Origin of the sequence: Bradyrhizobium sp. SZCCHNRI1029, assembly GCF_032487555.1 — a bacterium.
Classification (GTDB): Bacteria; Pseudomonadota; Alphaproteobacteria; order Rhizobiales; family Xanthobacteraceae; genus Bradyrhizobium.
Genome location: NZ_JAUEUK010000004.1, coordinates 148,633 through 163,002, shown reverse-complemented (window position 1 = coordinate 163,002; position 14,370 = coordinate 148,633). Strand labels below are relative to the sequence as shown.

General features: G+C 66.1%; 18 protein-coding genes. 8 read left to right on the top strand and 10 right to left on the bottom strand.

The genetic code is table 11. From position 1 onward, the window contains the following. Window positions 1-61 precede the first annotated feature (61 nt). Both serA and QW861_RS12995 read left to right on the top strand, forming a co-directional pair. Complete coding sequence (gene serA / locus QW861_RS13000; protein WP_315750287.1) at window positions 62-1,309, top strand: phosphoglycerate dehydrogenase; 1,248 nt, start codon at window positions 62-64, stop codon at window positions 1,307-1,309. Between the two features lie 21 nt (window positions 1,310-1,330). Beyond that, window positions 1,331-1,810 (top strand): TOBE domain-containing protein, encoded by a 480-nt coding sequence (locus QW861_RS12995; RefSeq protein ID WP_315717775.1) that lies wholly within the window; start codon window positions 1,331-1,333, stop codon window positions 1,808-1,810. Here QW861_RS12995 and QW861_RS12990 read toward each other — a convergent pair. The 8 genes from QW861_RS12990 to QW861_RS12955 form a co-directional block, all read right to left on the bottom strand. Further along, window positions 1,719-2,141, bottom strand: coding sequence for a LysR family transcriptional regulator (locus QW861_RS12990; protein ID WP_316171716.1), 423 nt, complete (start codon window positions 2,139-2,141; stop codon window positions 1,719-1,721). The two genes, QW861_RS12995 and QW861_RS12990, sit on opposite strands and share 92 nt — an antisense overlap. Continuing rightward, window positions 2,138-2,728 (bottom strand): DUF2478 domain-containing protein, encoded by a 591-nt coding sequence (locus QW861_RS12985; RefSeq protein ID WP_315750289.1) that lies wholly within the window; start codon window positions 2,726-2,728, stop codon window positions 2,138-2,140. Before QW861_RS12985 ends, QW861_RS12990 begins: the two co-directional genes overlap by 4 nt. A gap of 11 nt (window positions 2,729-2,739) precedes the next feature. After that, window positions 2,740-3,603: a xanthine dehydrogenase gene (locus QW861_RS12980; protein WP_316193126.1), complete on the bottom strand. Its 864-nt coding sequence runs from the start codon at window positions 3,601-3,603 to the stop codon at window positions 2,740-2,742. Window positions 3,604-3,808: 205 nt separating this feature from the next. Beyond that, the gene (gene modC / locus QW861_RS12975; RefSeq protein ID WP_316193125.1) at window positions 3,809-4,903 is read right to left on the bottom strand and encodes a molybdenum ABC transporter ATP-binding protein; all 1,095 of its coding nucleotides are present in this window, start codon (window positions 4,901-4,903) and stop codon (window positions 3,809-3,811) included. Next, a complete protein-coding gene (gene modB / locus QW861_RS12970) occupies window positions 4,900-5,589 on the bottom strand; it encodes a molybdate ABC transporter permease subunit (protein WP_316171718.1) in 690 nt (229 codons plus the stop codon). The genes modC and modB overlap by 4 nt, the downstream gene beginning before the upstream one ends. A 26-nt stretch (window positions 5,590-5,615) precedes the next feature. After that, entirely contained in the window at window positions 5,616-6,383 is a 768-nt protein-coding gene (gene modA, locus QW861_RS12965) for a molybdate ABC transporter substrate-binding protein (RefSeq protein WP_316193124.1), read from the bottom strand. A gap of 259 nt (window positions 6,384-6,642) precedes the next feature. Continuing rightward, on the bottom strand, window positions 6,643-8,208 hold the full coding sequence (locus QW861_RS12960; RefSeq protein WP_315827072.1) for an amidase family protein: 1,566 nt from the start codon (window positions 8,206-8,208) through the stop codon (window positions 6,643-6,645). Between the two features lie 24 nt (window positions 8,209-8,232). Further along, window positions 8,233-9,651 carry a M20 family metallopeptidase gene (locus QW861_RS12955; protein ID WP_316193123.1) on the bottom strand — a complete coding sequence of 473 codons (1,419 nt, stop codon included), beginning with the start codon at window positions 9,649-9,651 and terminating at the stop codon, window positions 8,233-8,235. A gap of 301 nt (window positions 9,652-9,952) precedes the next feature. On the opposite strand from QW861_RS12955, the gene QW861_RS12950 reads away from it, so the two are divergent. Then, on the top strand, window positions 9,953-10,198 hold the full coding sequence (locus QW861_RS12950) for a hypothetical protein (protein ID WP_315717765.1): 246 nt from the start codon (window positions 9,953-9,955) through the stop codon (window positions 10,196-10,198). Between the two features lie 6 nt (window positions 10,199-10,204). On the opposite strand, the gene QW861_RS12945 is transcribed toward QW861_RS12950, so the two are convergent. Continuing rightward, entirely contained in the window at window positions 10,205-10,393 is a 189-nt protein-coding gene (locus QW861_RS12945; protein ID WP_172112235.1) for a hypothetical protein, read from the bottom strand. A gap of 53 nt (window positions 10,394-10,446) precedes the next feature. Beyond that, window positions 10,447-10,602, bottom strand: coding sequence for a hypothetical protein (locus QW861_RS12940; protein WP_315717764.1), 156 nt, complete (start codon window positions 10,600-10,602; stop codon window positions 10,447-10,449). A 115-nt stretch (window positions 10,603-10,717) separates the two neighbouring features. On the opposite strand from QW861_RS12940, the gene QW861_RS12935 reads away from it, so the two are divergent. The 5 genes from QW861_RS12935 to QW861_RS12915 all read left to right on the top strand — a co-directional run bounded on the left by QW861_RS12935 (window position 10,718) and on the right by QW861_RS12915 (window position 14,368). Further along, complete coding sequence (locus tag QW861_RS12935; RefSeq protein ID WP_316171722.1) at window positions 10,718-11,296, top strand: cytochrome c oxidase subunit 3 family protein; 579 nt, start codon at window positions 10,718-10,720, stop codon at window positions 11,294-11,296. Between the two features lie 3 nt (window positions 11,297-11,299). After that, complete coding sequence (locus QW861_RS12930; RefSeq protein ID WP_315717762.1) at window positions 11,300-11,563, top strand: cytochrome C oxidase subunit IV family protein; 264 nt, start codon at window positions 11,300-11,302, stop codon at window positions 11,561-11,563. 101 nt (window positions 11,564-11,664) lie between these two features. Beyond that, window positions 11,665-12,117, top strand: coding sequence for a cytochrome c (locus tag QW861_RS12925; protein WP_315717761.1), 453 nt, complete (start codon window positions 11,665-11,667; stop codon window positions 12,115-12,117). 35 nt (window positions 12,118-12,152) lie between these two features. After that, window positions 12,153-13,499 (top strand): cbb3-type cytochrome c oxidase subunit I, encoded by a 1,347-nt coding sequence (locus QW861_RS12920; RefSeq protein ID WP_315717760.1) that lies wholly within the window; start codon window positions 12,153-12,155, stop codon window positions 13,497-13,499. A 59-nt stretch (window positions 13,500-13,558) separates the two neighbouring features. Further along, window positions 13,559-14,368, top strand: coding sequence for a CbbQ/NirQ/NorQ/GpvN family protein (locus QW861_RS12915; protein WP_315717759.1), 810 nt, complete (start codon window positions 13,559-13,561; stop codon window positions 14,366-14,368). Window positions 14,369-14,370 lie beyond the last annotated feature (2 nt).

Genomic DNA, 14,370 nt, shown 5'->3' with positions numbered 1-14,370 from the left:
CGCATCGCGACTGTAACAACCGCTACACTACGCCACATCCACGACTGATCAGGCCAGGCCCATGCCGTTATCGCTTCCCAAGCAAAAGATCCGCGTTCTGCTCCTCGAGGGCGTGAACGACTCGGCCGTCCGCATGTTCGAGGCCAACGGCTATACGGAAATCGAGCGGTTGCCGAAGGCGCTCGGTTCGGCGGAGTTGAAGCGTATGCTGTCGGGCGTGCACATGCTTGGCATTCGCTCGCGGACGCATCTCACCGCCGATGTGCTGCAGGCCGCCGACCGGCTGATGGTGGTCGGCTGCTTCTCCGTCGGCACCAACCAGGTCGATCTCGATGCCGCGAAGCGGCTCGGCATCCCCGTATTCAATGCGCCCTATTCGAACACCCGCAGCGTCGCCGAGCTGACGATCGCCGAGGTCGTGATGCTGATGCGCCGCATCTTCCCGCGCTCGGTGTCGGCGCATGCCGGCGGCTGGGACAAGTCGGCCAATGGCAGCCGAGAGGTGCGCGGCAAGACGCTCGGCATCATCGGCTATGGCAACATCGGCTCGCAGCTGTCGAACCTCGCCGAGGCCATGGGTATGCGGGTGATCTTCTTCGATCTCACCGACAAGCTCCGTCACGGCAACACCGAGCCGGTCGAGAGCCTCGACGAGCTCCTGGCGATGAGCGACGTCGTGTCGCTGCACGTGCCGGAGACGCCGGCGACCGCCAACATGATCGGCGAGCGCCAGATCCGTCACATGAAGGACGGGGCCTATCTGATCAACAATTCGCGCGGCACGGTGGTCGACATCGAGGCGCTGGCCAGCGCATTGCGCGAGGGCAAGCTCTCAGGTGCTGCCGTCGACGTGTTTCCGGTCGAACCGGCATCGAACGCCGATCCGTTCGTCTCGCCGCTGCAGGGCCTGCCCAACGTGATCCTGACCCCGCATGTCGGCGGCTCCACCGAGGAGGCGCAGGACCGAATTGGTGGCGAGGTCGCGCGCAAGCTGATCGACTATTCCGATGTCGGCTCGACCTTCGGCGCCGTGAACTTCCCGCAGGTGCAACTGCCGGCGCGCCCGACGGGCACGCGCTTCATCCACGTTCATCGCAACGTGCCCGGCGTGCTGCGCCAGGTCAACGAGGCGGTATCGCGGCACAACATCAACATCCTCGCGCAATATCTGCAAACCGATCCCGAGGTCGGCTATGTCGTGCTCGAGACCGACGTGGTCGGCGGTGAGGGCGAGGCGCTGCTGTCGGAGCTGCGCGCGGTGGAGGGCACGATCCGCGTTCGCGTCCTGTACGATCACGACCGGCCTTGAGGCTGTGGAGGCTGCCGCGCGATGACCGGCTCGTCTGCATCGTCTTCAGCCTCGTCCGTCGTTCTCAGCACGACGGTGCCTGCGCGCGTGCTGCGCCATGATCCGCAATATGGCATGTCGACGTTGTTCTTCGCCGACGGCGAGTTGCGCGTTCCGATGGTCGACGCCGCGATCGACGCCGGCGTCTCCGTGACCATCGAGGCCCGCGACGTGTCGATCGCGCTGTCGCGGCCGATGGATGTTTCGATCACCAACCGGCTGCCCGGCCGGATCGAGGAGATCCTGCCGCTCGATCCGCCCTATGTGCGCGTGACGTTCGATCTCGGTGCGACGAAGCTGCACGCCTTGGTCACGCTGGAGTCCGTCGAGCGGCTGGCGTTGGAGCCGGATCTGTCGGCCTGGGCGATGATCAAGAGCGTCGCGATCGGACCCGGCGCGGTTCGGCCTTCGGAGCTGCCTCGGCCGCGCCGCTGGCCCGCTTCTGATAGCGGGGATCGGTAGCCTTCTGCAGCTCAGCGAGCGCCGCGGCGGTGGCCGTGCGGGTGCGCCGCTCCATCGAGCGATACAGCGCGATCAGCCGCTCGCCGAACGGCGTGATCTCGGCGCCGCCGCCCCGTCGCCCCGGATGAGTCTCGAACACCGGCGTCTCGAAGGTGCGGTTGAGCGCATCGACCATCAGCCAGCATTTGCGGTAGGAGATGCCGCTCGCGCGCGCGGCGCCGAGGATCGAGCGCTCCCGGCGGATGAAGTCGATCAGCAGCAGATCTTCGGGCGACAGACTTCCGCCGTTGCCGAAAGTGATGGTCAATGCGATCTGAGCTTCGCGCTTCATCCTATTCCGATCCGCTCGCGTTGTGAGCCGATCATGTCACGCGGGCTTCGCGCTGTCACCATGCGGCCGGACCACGCCTCGATCCAGCCGGGACGGCGCGCGACATCGACCGGGACGCATTCGGCGAACACGCCGGCGAAGCGCGTCCACGCCTCCATCATCGCGGGCGATACCGCCGTGATGATCGGAAGCCCGGCTGACATCGCCGAGCCGAAGGCGTCGGCGAGGCCTCCTCCCGCCGCCTCCTGCTTGCCGAACTTGCTGAGGATCACGACATCCGTGCCGCGCGCGATCGACTGCTGCACGGCGGCGCAGGCCAGCACCAATCCTTCGGGATCGAGATTGCAGGCCTGCGATCCCGGGCCGAGATCCTGCGAGATCGAGAACACGCGGTCGTCGTCGAGGCTGCGCAGCATCATGGCCTTGCACGGCCTGGTCTTGTCGGCGCTGCTCTCGATCACGCCGGAGACGCGCAGCCCGATGCCTGCGAGCCGTGTGGCGAGCTCATCGAGCAGCTCCTGGATGACGGTGGACGCAGCGCCCTGCAGCGCCACGATCTGACACGTCCCGACCTCAGCGACACCCATGGCAGTCCTCCTCACACGTTGGCGGAGACGCGGCCCGCCTTCCGACCGGTTTGCATGATCGCGTGGACCGCCGAGACGACGCTCGCGGCGATCGATCGCCCGCGGTCGTCCATGCCGGTCCATGCGGCGTGGCGGCCGCGCGGATCGATCTCCAGCAGCTTGACGTTGGCCGGCACGCGCAAACCGTCGCGCGCGATGCCGCGCAGTGCGCCATCGAGCGGCGCCAGCACCGGCGTGCCGCCGAGCGAGCCGAGCTGCAGTTCCTTGTAGACGCGGGTGCCGATGTCGAGCGGCGTATGCCAGACGGCGTCCTGATTGGAATAGACGAAGCGCTCGCGGCCGGCGCCGCCGAGCGCGCGCGCCTTGCTGTCCGCGTCGCGCGTGGTGCCGTGCGCCACGATCGCGCCGGTCTCGCAAGGATGCGTCTCGATCGCGATGTCGCAATTGTGCCCGACCGCAAAGCGCGGTCCGATGCCGACGGCGATGCCGGCAACGCCGCGCAGATCCGGCGTGGCCAGATGCTTCTGCATCCGTGCGTCGACGATGACCGCGGGATAGCGGAACGCGATGATGTCGGTGAGATGCATCCCGGTGACGGCGACCTGGCTGGGCTCGCGATGAATGCGCACGACGTCCGCGATGCCCTCGGCCCGGCAGCCGACCACGCCGTCGATGTCGCAGGCCTCGCCATACAGGACGTCGTGGAAGGCCATGCCGCGTCGGATCACCGGCGGAAAGGCGTCGTGACAGAGGACGAGCGCGAAGCGCTCATGGTTGAGCTTGGCCGCGATCGCGGAGGCGATCTCGTTGGTGCCCAGCACCAGCGCGAGCGGCTTGGGCGAGTTCGGATGCCAAGTGACGGCGGCGGCTTTCATGCTGATGACCTCGTGTTGCGAGATCGAATGAGCAAGCCGCGGGCCAGATCGTTGCGCGCCGATCAACTTGTTCATTGCATTGAGGAAAAGCAGGCATGCCTCGGTTTGTCTGATCCAGAGCTGTATTGTCTAGGATATAACAGCGGATGCTATATTGTCGCTTATACAACATGTCGTGATGGTGGGGCAGGTCGGCGCGTGCCGATCAGGCGATGGGCTCTTCGCGGCGCACCAGCGCGACGCCCTTGACCTGGGCGTAGACGGCAAGCCCTGCCTGCAGGCCGAGCTCGTTCCACGAGCGTTGGGTGACCCGCGACAGCAATCGTGCACCCTGGCCGTCCTCGCCGAGGCCGAGCAGGGCGGTGACGCGGTGGTCCGATTGGCTGCGGATTTCCAGGATCTTCGCGCGTAGCACGTTGACGATGGTGCTGCGGCTCGGCGTTTCCAAGGCGAGGCTGACATCATCGGCCAGCACGCGCAGGCGGCGGCGTGTTCCCGGCGCAAGCGGCTCGGCCGGCAGCACGAAATGCCCGCCCGGCACCGCAAGCGTCACCATGCCGTCGATGGCGTCGTGCTTCAGAACGGTGGCGTCGAGACTGACCGCTGCATCGCGGGAGAGCGCGAGCGGCAGTGTCAGGTCGGCTTGGAGCACGGACAGCGGACCTGAATCCAGGACGCTGCCATTGCGCATCAGCACCAGCTGATCGGCGAGCCGCTCGACCTCCGCGATATCGTGGCTGATGTAGAGGATCGGCAGGTCGAGCGCGGCATGCAGCCGCTCCAGATAGGGCAGGATCTCGTCCTTGGTGATCTGGTCGAGCGCCGACAGCGGCTCGTCCATCAGCAGCAGCTTCGGCTGGCTGAGCAGCGCGCGGCCGATCGCCACGCGCTGCCGCTCGCCGCCGGACAGATGGCGCGGCGAGCGCTCCAGCAGCTTGGCAATGCCGAGCAGCGACACGACCTCATCGAAGCCGATGGCGGTGGGGCCGGACGGGCCGGGATGCCCGTACATCAGGTTGCGGCGGACGGAGAGGTGCGGGAACAGATTGGCTTCCTGAAAGACGTAGCCGATCGGGCGCCGGTGCACCGGGCGGAAGGTCTTCTCGTCCTGCCAGACGTCGCCGGCGACGGAGCATCGTCCGTCCAGGCGGTTGAGGCCGGCGATGCTGCGCATGACGGCGGTCTTGCCGCAGCCGGACGGGCCGAAGATCGCGGTGACGCCGCGCGCCGGCACCTCGAACCGCGCGTTCAGCTCGAAGCGCCCGAGCGTACCGCGGAAATCGACCTTGACGGTGCTCATGACGCGCGTCGCGTCATCTTCTTCTCGATCAGCATCATCGTCAGAATGACGCCGAACGAGAACACGACCATGCCGAGCGCCAGCACCGAGGCTTCGGTCCATTGCGAGGTCTCGACGTAGTCGTAGATCGCGACCGACAGCACCTTTGTCCTGCCGGGAATGTTGCCGCCGATCATCAGCACGACGCCGAACTCGCCGACGGTGTGGGCAAAGCCGAGGATCGCGCCGGTGAGGAAGCCGGGGCTCGCCAGCGGCACGGCGATCGTCCAGAACGCGCGCCAGGGCGTGGCCCGCAGCGTGGCGGCTGCTTCCAGGGGCTTCTCGCCCATGGCCTCGAAGGCGTTGCGGATCGGCTGCACCACGAACGGCATCGAGAACAGCACCGAGCCGATAACCAGGCCTGGGAAAGTGAAGGCGAGGGTGCGTGCGCCCCACAAGGAAGCCAGCGCTCCGCCCGGACCGCTCGGGCCGAGCGCGACCAGTAGATAGAAGCCGAGCACGGTCGGCGGCAGCACCAGCGGAATCGCCACCAGGGCTGCGACCGCCTCCTTCCACCACGCCTGCGACCGCGCCAGCCACCATGCGATCGGTGTTCCCACGATCATCAGAATGACGGTCGTGATCGCCGCCAATTCGAGGGTCAGACTGACCGGTTGCCAGATATCGGCCGAGACGTGCAAGTTCATCCTTGGAAGTTCATCGACGTGAGCGCTCAGCTGCCGGACTTCGGGTCCAGAGCATAGCCGAACTTCTCGATGAACGCACGGGCTTCCGGAGTCTTGAGGAAGGTCAGGAACGCGGTCGCCGCCTCGTTGCCGGCGGATGCCTTCAGCAGCACGGCATCCTGACGGATCTCGCTGTAGAGGTTCTGCGGCACCAGCCAGCGCGAGCCGCCCGCATTCGGCATCAGCTGCGACAGTGCGACGAAGCCGACCTCGGCATTGCCGGTATCGACGAACTGGAACGCCTGCGAGATCGTGTTGCCCTGCACGATCTTGGGCTTGATCGTCTCATAGAGATTGAGCGCCTTCAGCGTCTCCACTGCAGCCGCGCCATAGGGCGCGGCGGCGGGATTGGCGATCGACAGCTTGTTGAACGCGTTCGCCTTCAGCGTTTCCTCGCCTTTCACCGCGTTCGGGTCCTTGCTCCACAGCACGAGCTTGCCGATCGCGTAGGTGAAACGGCTCCCGGCGACGCCGAGGCCCTCGTCGACCAGCTTCTTCGGCCGTTCGTCGTCGGCGGAGAGCAGGATCGCGAACGGCGCGTTCTCCTTGATCTGGGTGTAGAATTGTCCGGACGCGCCGAAGCTCAGCACCAATTCGTGTCCCGTCTTGGCCTTGAACAGACCGGCGATCTCCTTGGCCGGCTCGGTGAAGTTGGCGGCCACGGCGATGTTGGCGCTCCCGGCGAGCGCATTTGCGCCAGTCAGGAGAGCGGCAGCCGCGCACAGAGCAGCGGCGACGAAGCGCATCGATCTCATCACAATTGTCCTCGTTCATATCGCAGAGACGGGTTCGCTTCGGTGAATTGCAAGTCCCGTTCCGGCGCAGCGCCCGTACCGATGTCGTGCTATATTCATTCGTATACATCAAAATAGACAGGTCGGCGACGTCCCGTCAACCCGAGGGGCTCCTCGGGCAAACGCGATGGGCGTCAGTGTTCGACTTTCGACAATCGAGGCTGAAGCGATGTCGGAAACATGACGGCCCGAGAGCCGGGATTCTCGGGCCGTCGCGAGACTAAGCCATCCGCTCCCAGAGCTGCCGCACCAGCATGCCCGCACGCTTCTCGATCGCCGCGGCGGCATCGAGCGCGAGATCCTCGCGATAGCGGCCGGCGATCAGCTGCACGCCGATCGGCTGGCCATTGTGAACCGCCACCGGCACCACCGCGCCGGGCAGCCCGAGCACGTTGATGGCCGAGATGAAGCGGATCTCGTTGAAGAAGATTTCGCGCACGCGCTCCGGGCTTACCGTGTCCTCGCGCGGGCCCGGCGTCGGCTTGACCGTCGTCGGCGCCAGCACCACCGGATAATCCTCGAAGAACAGCTGCCAGGCGCGGATATGGGTGGAGCGCTGCGCCGTCGCGTTCATCCAGCCCGCGAGGTCGAGGATCTCGGCCTTGGCCCGCATCCCGCCCCACGCCTTGTGGAAGTCTTCCGAGGTGACGGCCAGCATCTTGGCCTCCTGCATCACGACGACCTCGGTGGTGATGACGTCGCACCAGGTCTGCCAGACGCCGGAGATGTCGGGGACCTCGACCTCGCTGACCCGGTAGCCGGAGCGCTCCAGATGATCCGCGGCCTGCCGCAGCGCGGCCTGCACCGAAGGATCGACGTCCATGTCATCGGGGATCTTGGCGAGCGCGACCTTGATCGGCCGCTTGGGCTTCTCGCCCTCGAGCGGGGCCGGCACCCACCAGGGATCGCGCGGATCGCGCCGGCTCATCACCTCCAGCGCCAGCCTGACGTCGGCGACGCTACGCGCCAGCGGGCCCTGCGACGACATCAGATGCGCCAGCATCGGCCGCTCGGCCGCGGCGCTTTCGTTGTAGGCCGGGATGCGCCCCTGCGTCGGCTTGATCGTGACAACGCCGTTGCAATGCGCCGGCCAGCGCAGCGAGCCGCCGATGTCGTTGCCATGCGCGATGGTGCCGATACCGGCGGCGACCGCAGCTCCAGCGCCGCCCGACGAGCCGCCGCAGGTGATCTCGGGATCCCACGGGTTCAAGGTCAGTCCGTGCAGCGGGTTGTCGGTGAAGCCGCGGAATGAGAATTCCGGCGTGTTGGTGAGGCCGAGCACGATCGCGCCCGCGTTCTTGAGGTTGCGCACGACGGGCGCGTCCGACGGCGCGATGATTCCCATCTGCGCCTGAACGCCGTTGGGGTTTGGCCGTCCCTGGTAGTCGACGTTCTCCTTGATGGTGACGGGCACGCCATGCAGCAGGCCGTCCTTGTTGCGCGCCTTGTCCGCGGCGCGCGCAGCTTTCAATGCTTCTTCGGACAGATCGACGACGACCGCATTCAGCTTCGGATTGACCTCATGCATGCGCGCGATGTGCGCCTCGGTCACCTCGACCGAGGAGACCGCGCCCGAGCGGATCGCAGCGGCGGTGTCGAGCGCCGACCACTGCCAGACCGGTCCTCTCGGCAGCCGCGGCTTCGGCGCGGCGGCCCTCGCCTGTGGTCTGGCCTGCGGCTTCGCCTTTGCGGGCTTCCTGTTGGCCGTGGCGCGCGTGGCCACGCGCTTCGGAGCCGGCTTGGCGGTCTTTGCCTCCGGCTTCTTCCTTGTCGCTGTTTTCGCCATTGTGTTTCCCCCCCAGTGTATCTCTCAAACGACCGACATGGTCAGCGGCGGCTCGACCTCGGCGGGCAGCGGGCTGACATAGGGCGTGCGCAGCGTCCGCTTCTTCAGGTCGGCCTTGGCGGCTGCGATCAGCGCCGGCTCATTGAGCGCCTTGATGCCGAGACCGGCCATCGCCTTGGCGGCCTGCACCATCGCCTTGTGCGCGGCCGGCGTCTTGCCTTGCGCAACGACCTGCCAGGTGTGGAACGGCGTGCCGATCGCCACCGTCGGCGCGTGCACCTGCACCGTTGGCACCACCCAGCTGACGTCGCCGACATCGGTCGAGCCGATCTGCGGATTGCGCTTGGCGTTCAGCGGCACCAGGAAGTCGGCCAGCGGCTTGTCGGTCGGATCCATGCCGATGCTGTAGTAGACGGATTCGATGTCCTTGTCGGTCAGGGTCGCCTGGATCTGACCGGCAAAATCCTTGTCGCTCGCGTCGAAATGCGGCGGCCCCAGCTCCTCCATGATCCCGTGCAGCGCCTCTTCGAGCGGCGTGTTGGGCAGGATGTTGGAGACCGCCGAGATGATCTTCATCTCGACCCTGGTCTCGGTCATCATCGCGGCACCTTGCGCGATCTTGTGTACGCGCCCGACCAGCTCGTTCATGCCGGGCAGGTCGCGCGCGCGGATCGAGTAGCGGACGCGCGCATGCGCCTGCACGACGTTGGGCGCAATGCCGCCGGTGTCGAGCAGCGCGTAATGCACGCGGGCGTCGCTCGGCATGTGCTCGCGCATGTAGTTGACGCCGACATTCATCAGCTCCACCGCGTCGAGCGCGCTGCGGCCGAGATGCGGCGAGGCGGCCGCATGCGAGGTGCGTCCGGTGAAGATGAAGTCCGCGCGCGTGTTGGCGAGAGAGGGCGTCATCACCACTTCCCAGAAGCTCGACGGATGCCAGGTGATCGCGATGTCGGCATCCTCGAACGCGCCTGAGCGCACCATGAAGGCCTTTGCGGCGCCGCCTTCCTCGGCAGGGCAGCCGTAGTAGCGCACGCGTCCCGGAACCTTGTTGGCGGCGAGCCAGTCCTTCACGGCGGTTGCCGCGAGCAGCGCCGCCGAGCCCAGGAGATTGTGGCCGCAGCCATGGCCATGGCCGCCGGTCTCGATCGGACGATGTTCGGCGACGCCGGCCTCCTGGCTGAGGCCGGGCAGGGCGTCGTATTCGCCCATGAACGCGATGACCGGACCACCTTCGCCCCATTCGCCCATCAGCGCGGTCGGGATGCCCGCGACCTTTTCGATGATCCGAAAACCCTGGTGCTTCAACTCGGCGAGGTGTTCGGCGGACGAGCGGGCCTCGGTGTAGCAGACCTCGGGCATGCTCCACACCCGGTCGCTGAGCTCGATGAAACGGGTCTTGATCGCGTCGACGCCGCGCCAGATCTCGCTGCGGTTGTCCATCTCCGGTCCTTGTCCTCTGCTGCCGATAGGGAGCCGGTATGGTTATCAGCTAAGTTCCCTGACGCCTAGCGATCCGCCGCGAGAGCAGCCATGCGGCGCGCGGCAAGGCGCGGTGGAGCGCGCGTCATCCTTTGAGCAGATGATGCTGCGATTGGATGCAGCGCGATGCTTTCGGCGGCGCAGCGAGAAGGGTGGGGACGCCGTCCTCAAATTTCGGAACTGCCGCCGTGCGCCGTTACCGCACCCGTCCAGGAACGATCGTGGTCGCGCGTCCTGTTCTCGTGTCAGGAGTGCGACCGCCATGCGTGCAGGACCCATCACTATCATCGTCGCATTGCTGCTGATTCTCGCGGCCGCCGTCGTCTTCGCCTATCAGGGCATGACCTTGCCCGGCGATCCGATGCCGACCGAGGGCTGGATCGCGCTCACGCTCGGCGTGGTGTTTTCGCTCATCGTGGGGATCGGGCTGATGGTGCTGTTGTTCTACAGCAGCCGCAAGGGCTACGACGAGCCATCACAGTTCGGGGCTGATGATCATCGCGACTGAGACCGCTCAAGCCGGATGCGGCGGATGCTGTGTCCGCGGATGCCGGTCGTGAAGCAGCTTGGCGAGTTCGTGCCTCAGATCGTCGTGACCGCGCATCGCCGTCTCGAACAGCGCTTCCTGGATGTCGCGCGGCATGTCGCCCCAGACGCCGATGGCGGCGTTGCCGAGCAGCTCTGCGAACCGGTTGTCGTCCATGCGGCACCTCCGGACGATCTGACGCCCGAGGACGGCAAAGGTTCCAGGCCAGGTTATTGCGTGGTGAACAGGACAACCGCAATCGCAACGGAGAGCGCGATCGCGGACACGGTCCCCGTGGTCGACAGCACGCCCATGCGCCGCAGCGCCGCTGCAAACACGATGATGATCGGGGTGGCGGTGACGAGGCCGAGCTGCGCTTCGGTCATGGACATGCTCCTGATGTCGATCCGGTAGCGCATCCGGGCGCCGTGCTGTTTGTGCGCCGACAAAGAGCATGTCTGCCGCCCCGATTAGCTTTGCGACATCTGATCGGAGATGGCGGTGTCGGCACTCACATACGAACCGGAACCAACGGAGCGCTGGGGCGTGCTCGACGGGTTGCCGGGCGACCCCATGATGTGGGTCCTGATCCTCAGCGAGCTTGTCGCTTTCGGCCTGCTGCTCGGCGCCTTCGTCGTGGCGCGCGCAGTCAATCCAGTCGTGTTCGCAGCCGGGCAGGCCATGCTGGACGGACCTCTCGCCGCATTGAACACGATCGTGCTTGTGACGAGCGGGTGGGCTGCGGCGCGCGGGGCGGCGGCGGCGAGAGGCGCATCGCCGGCCACCGCACGGCGTTGGATCATGCTGGCGATCCTGCTCGGCGCGGCCTTCATTGCCGTCAAGCTGACCGAGTATGGCAGGGAGATTGCCGCCGGCGCAGGCCTGGAGACGTCGCCGTTCTTCACGCTCTATTTTCTGCTCACGGGCTTCCATCTGCTTCACGTCGTACTCGGGATGGTCATCCTCGGAATCGTCGGTCGTCATGCCGCGCCCAACAGCGTCGAGACCGGGACGGCGTTCTGGCACATGGTCGACCTGGTCTGGATCGTGATGTTCCCGATCCTCTATCTGGTGGGATGAGTCATGGTCCGCGATCGCCTCACGCTCGCCTGGCTTCAATTGCTGAGCTTCGCCGTCGCCACGCTCGCGGCCTCGCTGCTGCTGCCGAATCGCTGGCTCGCCGATGCCCTCGTGCTCGCGCTCGCATTGGCAAAGGGCAGGGTGATCGTGCTGGATTTTCTCGGCCTCCGCCATGCGCCCGCGCTGTGGCGCGGCCTGCTCGCATCGTGGCTCCTAGGCCTGGTTGCGCTCGCCGGGCTCGCGGTGGCGCTCCGCGCGCTGGTCTGACGGGCCATCGCCGTGCTGCTTGCGCCGCGACAAAGAGACTCCCGGCAGTGCCGGTAGATTGCCTTCACCATCGACCTTCACCAAAACGGAAAGGACGTGTCATGGCGGAACGCCTGACCAAGTCGGCCGCACGGAACGTCTTCTACGGCGGTTCGGCCTTCTTCTTTGCGATCTTCCTCGGGCTCACAGCGCACAGCCACTACTACATGGTCACGACCTCGACCAATGCGTCGACGCTGTCCGACGGAGTCGCTCGCGGCAAGCACGTCTGGGAGAGAAACTCCTGCATCAACTGCCATACCCTGCTCGGCGAGGGCGCCTATTTCGCGCCAGAGGTCGGCAATGTCTGGGACCGCTGGGGCGGGAGGCAGGACCCGGCCGCCGCGCGCGAGATGCTGAAATCCTGGATGCAGTCGCAACCCTCCGGTGCGCCCGGCCGCAGGCAGATGCCGCAGTTCAATCTGTCCGACCAGGAGCTCAACGACCTCGCCGACTTCCTGCAATGGACCGACACGATCAAGCGCCAGGACTGGCCGCCGAACAAGGCCGGCTGAGCCGGCTCCCGTCCCCGTCATGAGAGAGATCCGCGATGAGATATGAGACCCAGAAGGTCGCGATGCTGTATTTCTACGGCGCGCTGACGCTCTTCCTCGCCCAGGTCATCTTCGGCCTGCTCGCCGGCACCATCTACGTGCTGCCGAACACGCTGTCGGTCCTGCTTCCCTTCAACATCGTCCGCATGATCCACACCAACGCGCTGATCGTGTGGTCGCTGATCGGCTTCATGGGCGCCACCTACTTCCTGCTGCCCGAGGAGACCGAGACCGAGCTCTACAGCCCGCTGCTCGCCAAGATCCAGTTCTGGATGTTCTTCGGCGCCGCGGGTGCGGCCGTCGTCGGCTATCTCTTCCACTACCATGAGGGCCGTGAGTTCCTCGAGCAGCCCTTCATCATCAAGGTCGGCATCGTCGTCGTCTGCCTGATGTTCCTGTTCAACGTCACGATGACCGCCCTGAAGGGTCGCAAGACGACGGTGACCAACATCCTGCTGTTCGGTCTGTGGGGCGTCGCGATCTTCTTCCTGTTCGCGTTCTACAATCCGGCAAATCTCGCCGTCGACAAGATGTACTGGTGGTACATCGTCCATCTCTGGGTGGAGGGCGTCTGGGAGTTGATCATGGCCTCGATCCTGGCCTTCCTGATGATCAAGCTCAACGGCATCGACCGCGAGGTGGTGGAGAAGTGGCTCTACGTCATCATTGGCCTGGCGCTGTTCTCTGGCATCCTCGGCACCGGCCATCATTTCTACTGGATCGGCGCGCCCGGCTATTGGCAGTGGATCGGCTCGCTGTTCTCAACGCTCGAGGTCGCGCCGTTCTTCACCATGGTGATCTTCACGGTGCAGATGACGCTCAAGGCGGGACGCAAGCATCCGAATCGCGCCGCGCTGCTGTGGTCGGTCGGCTGCTCCGTCATGGCGTTCCTCGGCGCCGGCGTGTGGGGCTTCCTGCACACGCTGTCCAGCGTGAACTACTACACCCACGGCACCCAGGTGACCGCCGCGCACGGCCATCTCGCCTTCTTCGGCGCCTATGTGATGCTCAACCTCGCGGTCATGGCCTATGCGGTGCCGCAGCTGCGCCAGCGTGCGCCGTATAATCAGTGGCTCTCGATGGCGAGCTTCTGGATCATGTGCACGGCGATGATGACGATGACCTTTGCGCTGACCTTCGCCGGCATCATCCAGGTGCATCTGCAGCGCGTGCTCGGCCAGAGCTACATGGACGTGCAGGACCAGCTCGCGATGTTCTACTGGGTTCGGCTCGGCTCCGGTGTGTTCGTGGCGATCGCGGCGCTGATGTTCGTCTGGGCCGTGCTGGTGCCCGGCCGCGCCAAGCAGGCGATCATCCCCGGCGCCCTGCAGCCGGCGGAGTAAAACCCCGCAGGCGGCGGCTTCGATGCCGCCGCCTGCATCCCCCGATTCGGAGAGTGATCATGAAGCCCGCGCTGCACGCGATCGATACCGTCCTGTCGTTCCCCTCGTACACGCCGACCGGCAATGAATGCGCGCTGTTCGAGCATGCGTTCCGACATCGCCTACCGGTGCTGCTGAAGGGGCCGACCGGCTGCGGCAAGACCCGCTTCGTCGCGCACATGGCGGCGCGACTGGGCCTGCCGCTGCACACGGTCGCCTGTCACGACGACCTCACCGCCGCCGACCTCACCGGGCGATATCTGCTCAAGGGCGGTGACACCGTGTGGACCGACGGCCCGCTGACCCGCGCGGTGCGCGAGGGCGGCATCTGCTATCTCGACGAGGTCGTCGAGGCGCGGAAGGATGTGACCGTCGTGCTGCATCCTCTCACCGACGACCGCCGCATTCTTCCGCTGGAGCGCACCGGCGAGGAGCTGCTCGCGCCCGACGGCTTCATGCTGGTGGTGTCCTACAATCCGGGTTATCAGTCGCTGCACAAGGCGCTGAAGCCATCGACACGGCAGCGCTTCATCGCCATCGAATTCGGCTTCCTGCCCGCCGAGCAGGAGATCGCGGTGGTTGCCGCCGAGAGCGGGCTGGCGCCGGAGCGCGTTCGGCCGCTGGTGGCGCTCGCGCATCGGCTGCGCGCGCTGCAAGGCCATGACTTGGAGGAGGGCGTCTCGACGCGGCTCCTGGTCTATTGCGCGACGCTCGTCGCTGCCGGAGCATCCATCGCGGACGCCGTGCTCGCCGCGATGATCGAGCCGCTCACCGACGACGCCGACGTCAAGGCCGCGTTGCGCGAGGTCGCGCATGCCGTGATCGGGTGAGC

Bases quoted from the DNA above. Each gene is read 5' to 3' on its own strand.
- QW861_RS12945 (WP_172112235.1), bottom strand. From the start codon at position 10,393: ATGGACGACAACCGGTTCGCAGAGCTGCTCGGCAACGCCGCCATCGGC.
- QW861_RS12955 (WP_316193123.1), bottom strand. From the start codon at position 9,651: ATGGACAACCGCAGCGAGATCTGGCGCGGCGTCGACGCGATCAAGACC.
- QW861_RS12940 (WP_315717764.1), bottom strand. From the start codon at position 10,602: ATGACCGAAGCGCAGCTCGGCCTCGTCACCGCCACCCCGATCATCATC.
- serA (WP_315750287.1), top strand. From the start codon at position 62: ATGCCGTTATCGCTTCCCAAGCAAAAGATCCGCGTTCTGCTCCTCGAG.
- QW861_RS12920 (WP_315717760.1), top strand. From the start codon at position 12,153: ATGAGATATGAGACCCAGAAGGTCGCGATGCTGTATTTCTACGGCGCG.
- QW861_RS12925 (WP_315717761.1), top strand. From the start codon at position 11,665: ATGGCGGAACGCCTGACCAAGTCGGCCGCACGGAACGTCTTCTACGGC.
- QW861_RS12915 (WP_315717759.1), top strand. From the start codon at position 13,559: ATGAAGCCCGCGCTGCACGCGATCGATACCGTCCTGTCGTTCCCCTCG.
- modB (WP_316171718.1), bottom strand. From the start codon at position 5,589: ATGAACTTGCACGTCTCGGCCGATATCTGGCAACCGGTCAGTCTGACC.
- modC (WP_316193125.1), bottom strand. From the start codon at position 4,903: ATGAGCACCGTCAAGGTCGATTTCCGCGGTACGCTCGGGCGCTTCGAG.
- QW861_RS12980 (WP_316193126.1), bottom strand. From the start codon at position 3,603: ATGAAAGCCGCCGCCGTCACTTGGCATCCGAACTCGCCCAAGCCGCTC.
- QW861_RS12950 (WP_315717765.1), top strand. From the start codon at position 9,953: ATGCGTGCAGGACCCATCACTATCATCGTCGCATTGCTGCTGATTCTC.
- QW861_RS12995 (WP_315717775.1), top strand. From the start codon at position 1,331: ATGACCGGCTCGTCTGCATCGTCTTCAGCCTCGTCCGTCGTTCTCAGC.
- modA (WP_316193124.1), bottom strand. From the start codon at position 6,383: ATGAGATCGATGCGCTTCGTCGCCGCTGCTCTGTGCGCGGCTGCCGCT.
- QW861_RS12990 (WP_316171716.1), bottom strand. From the start codon at position 2,141: ATGAAGCGCGAAGCTCAGATCGCATTGACCATCACTTTCGGCAACGGC.
- QW861_RS12960 (WP_315827072.1), bottom strand. From the start codon at position 8,208: ATGGCGAAAACAGCGACAAGGAAGAAGCCGGAGGCAAAGACCGCCAAG.
- QW861_RS12985 (WP_315750289.1), bottom strand. From the start codon at position 2,728: ATGGGTGTCGCTGAGGTCGGGACGTGTCAGATCGTGGCGCTGCAGGGC.
- QW861_RS12930 (WP_315717762.1), top strand. From the start codon at position 11,300: ATGGTCCGCGATCGCCTCACGCTCGCCTGGCTTCAATTGCTGAGCTTC.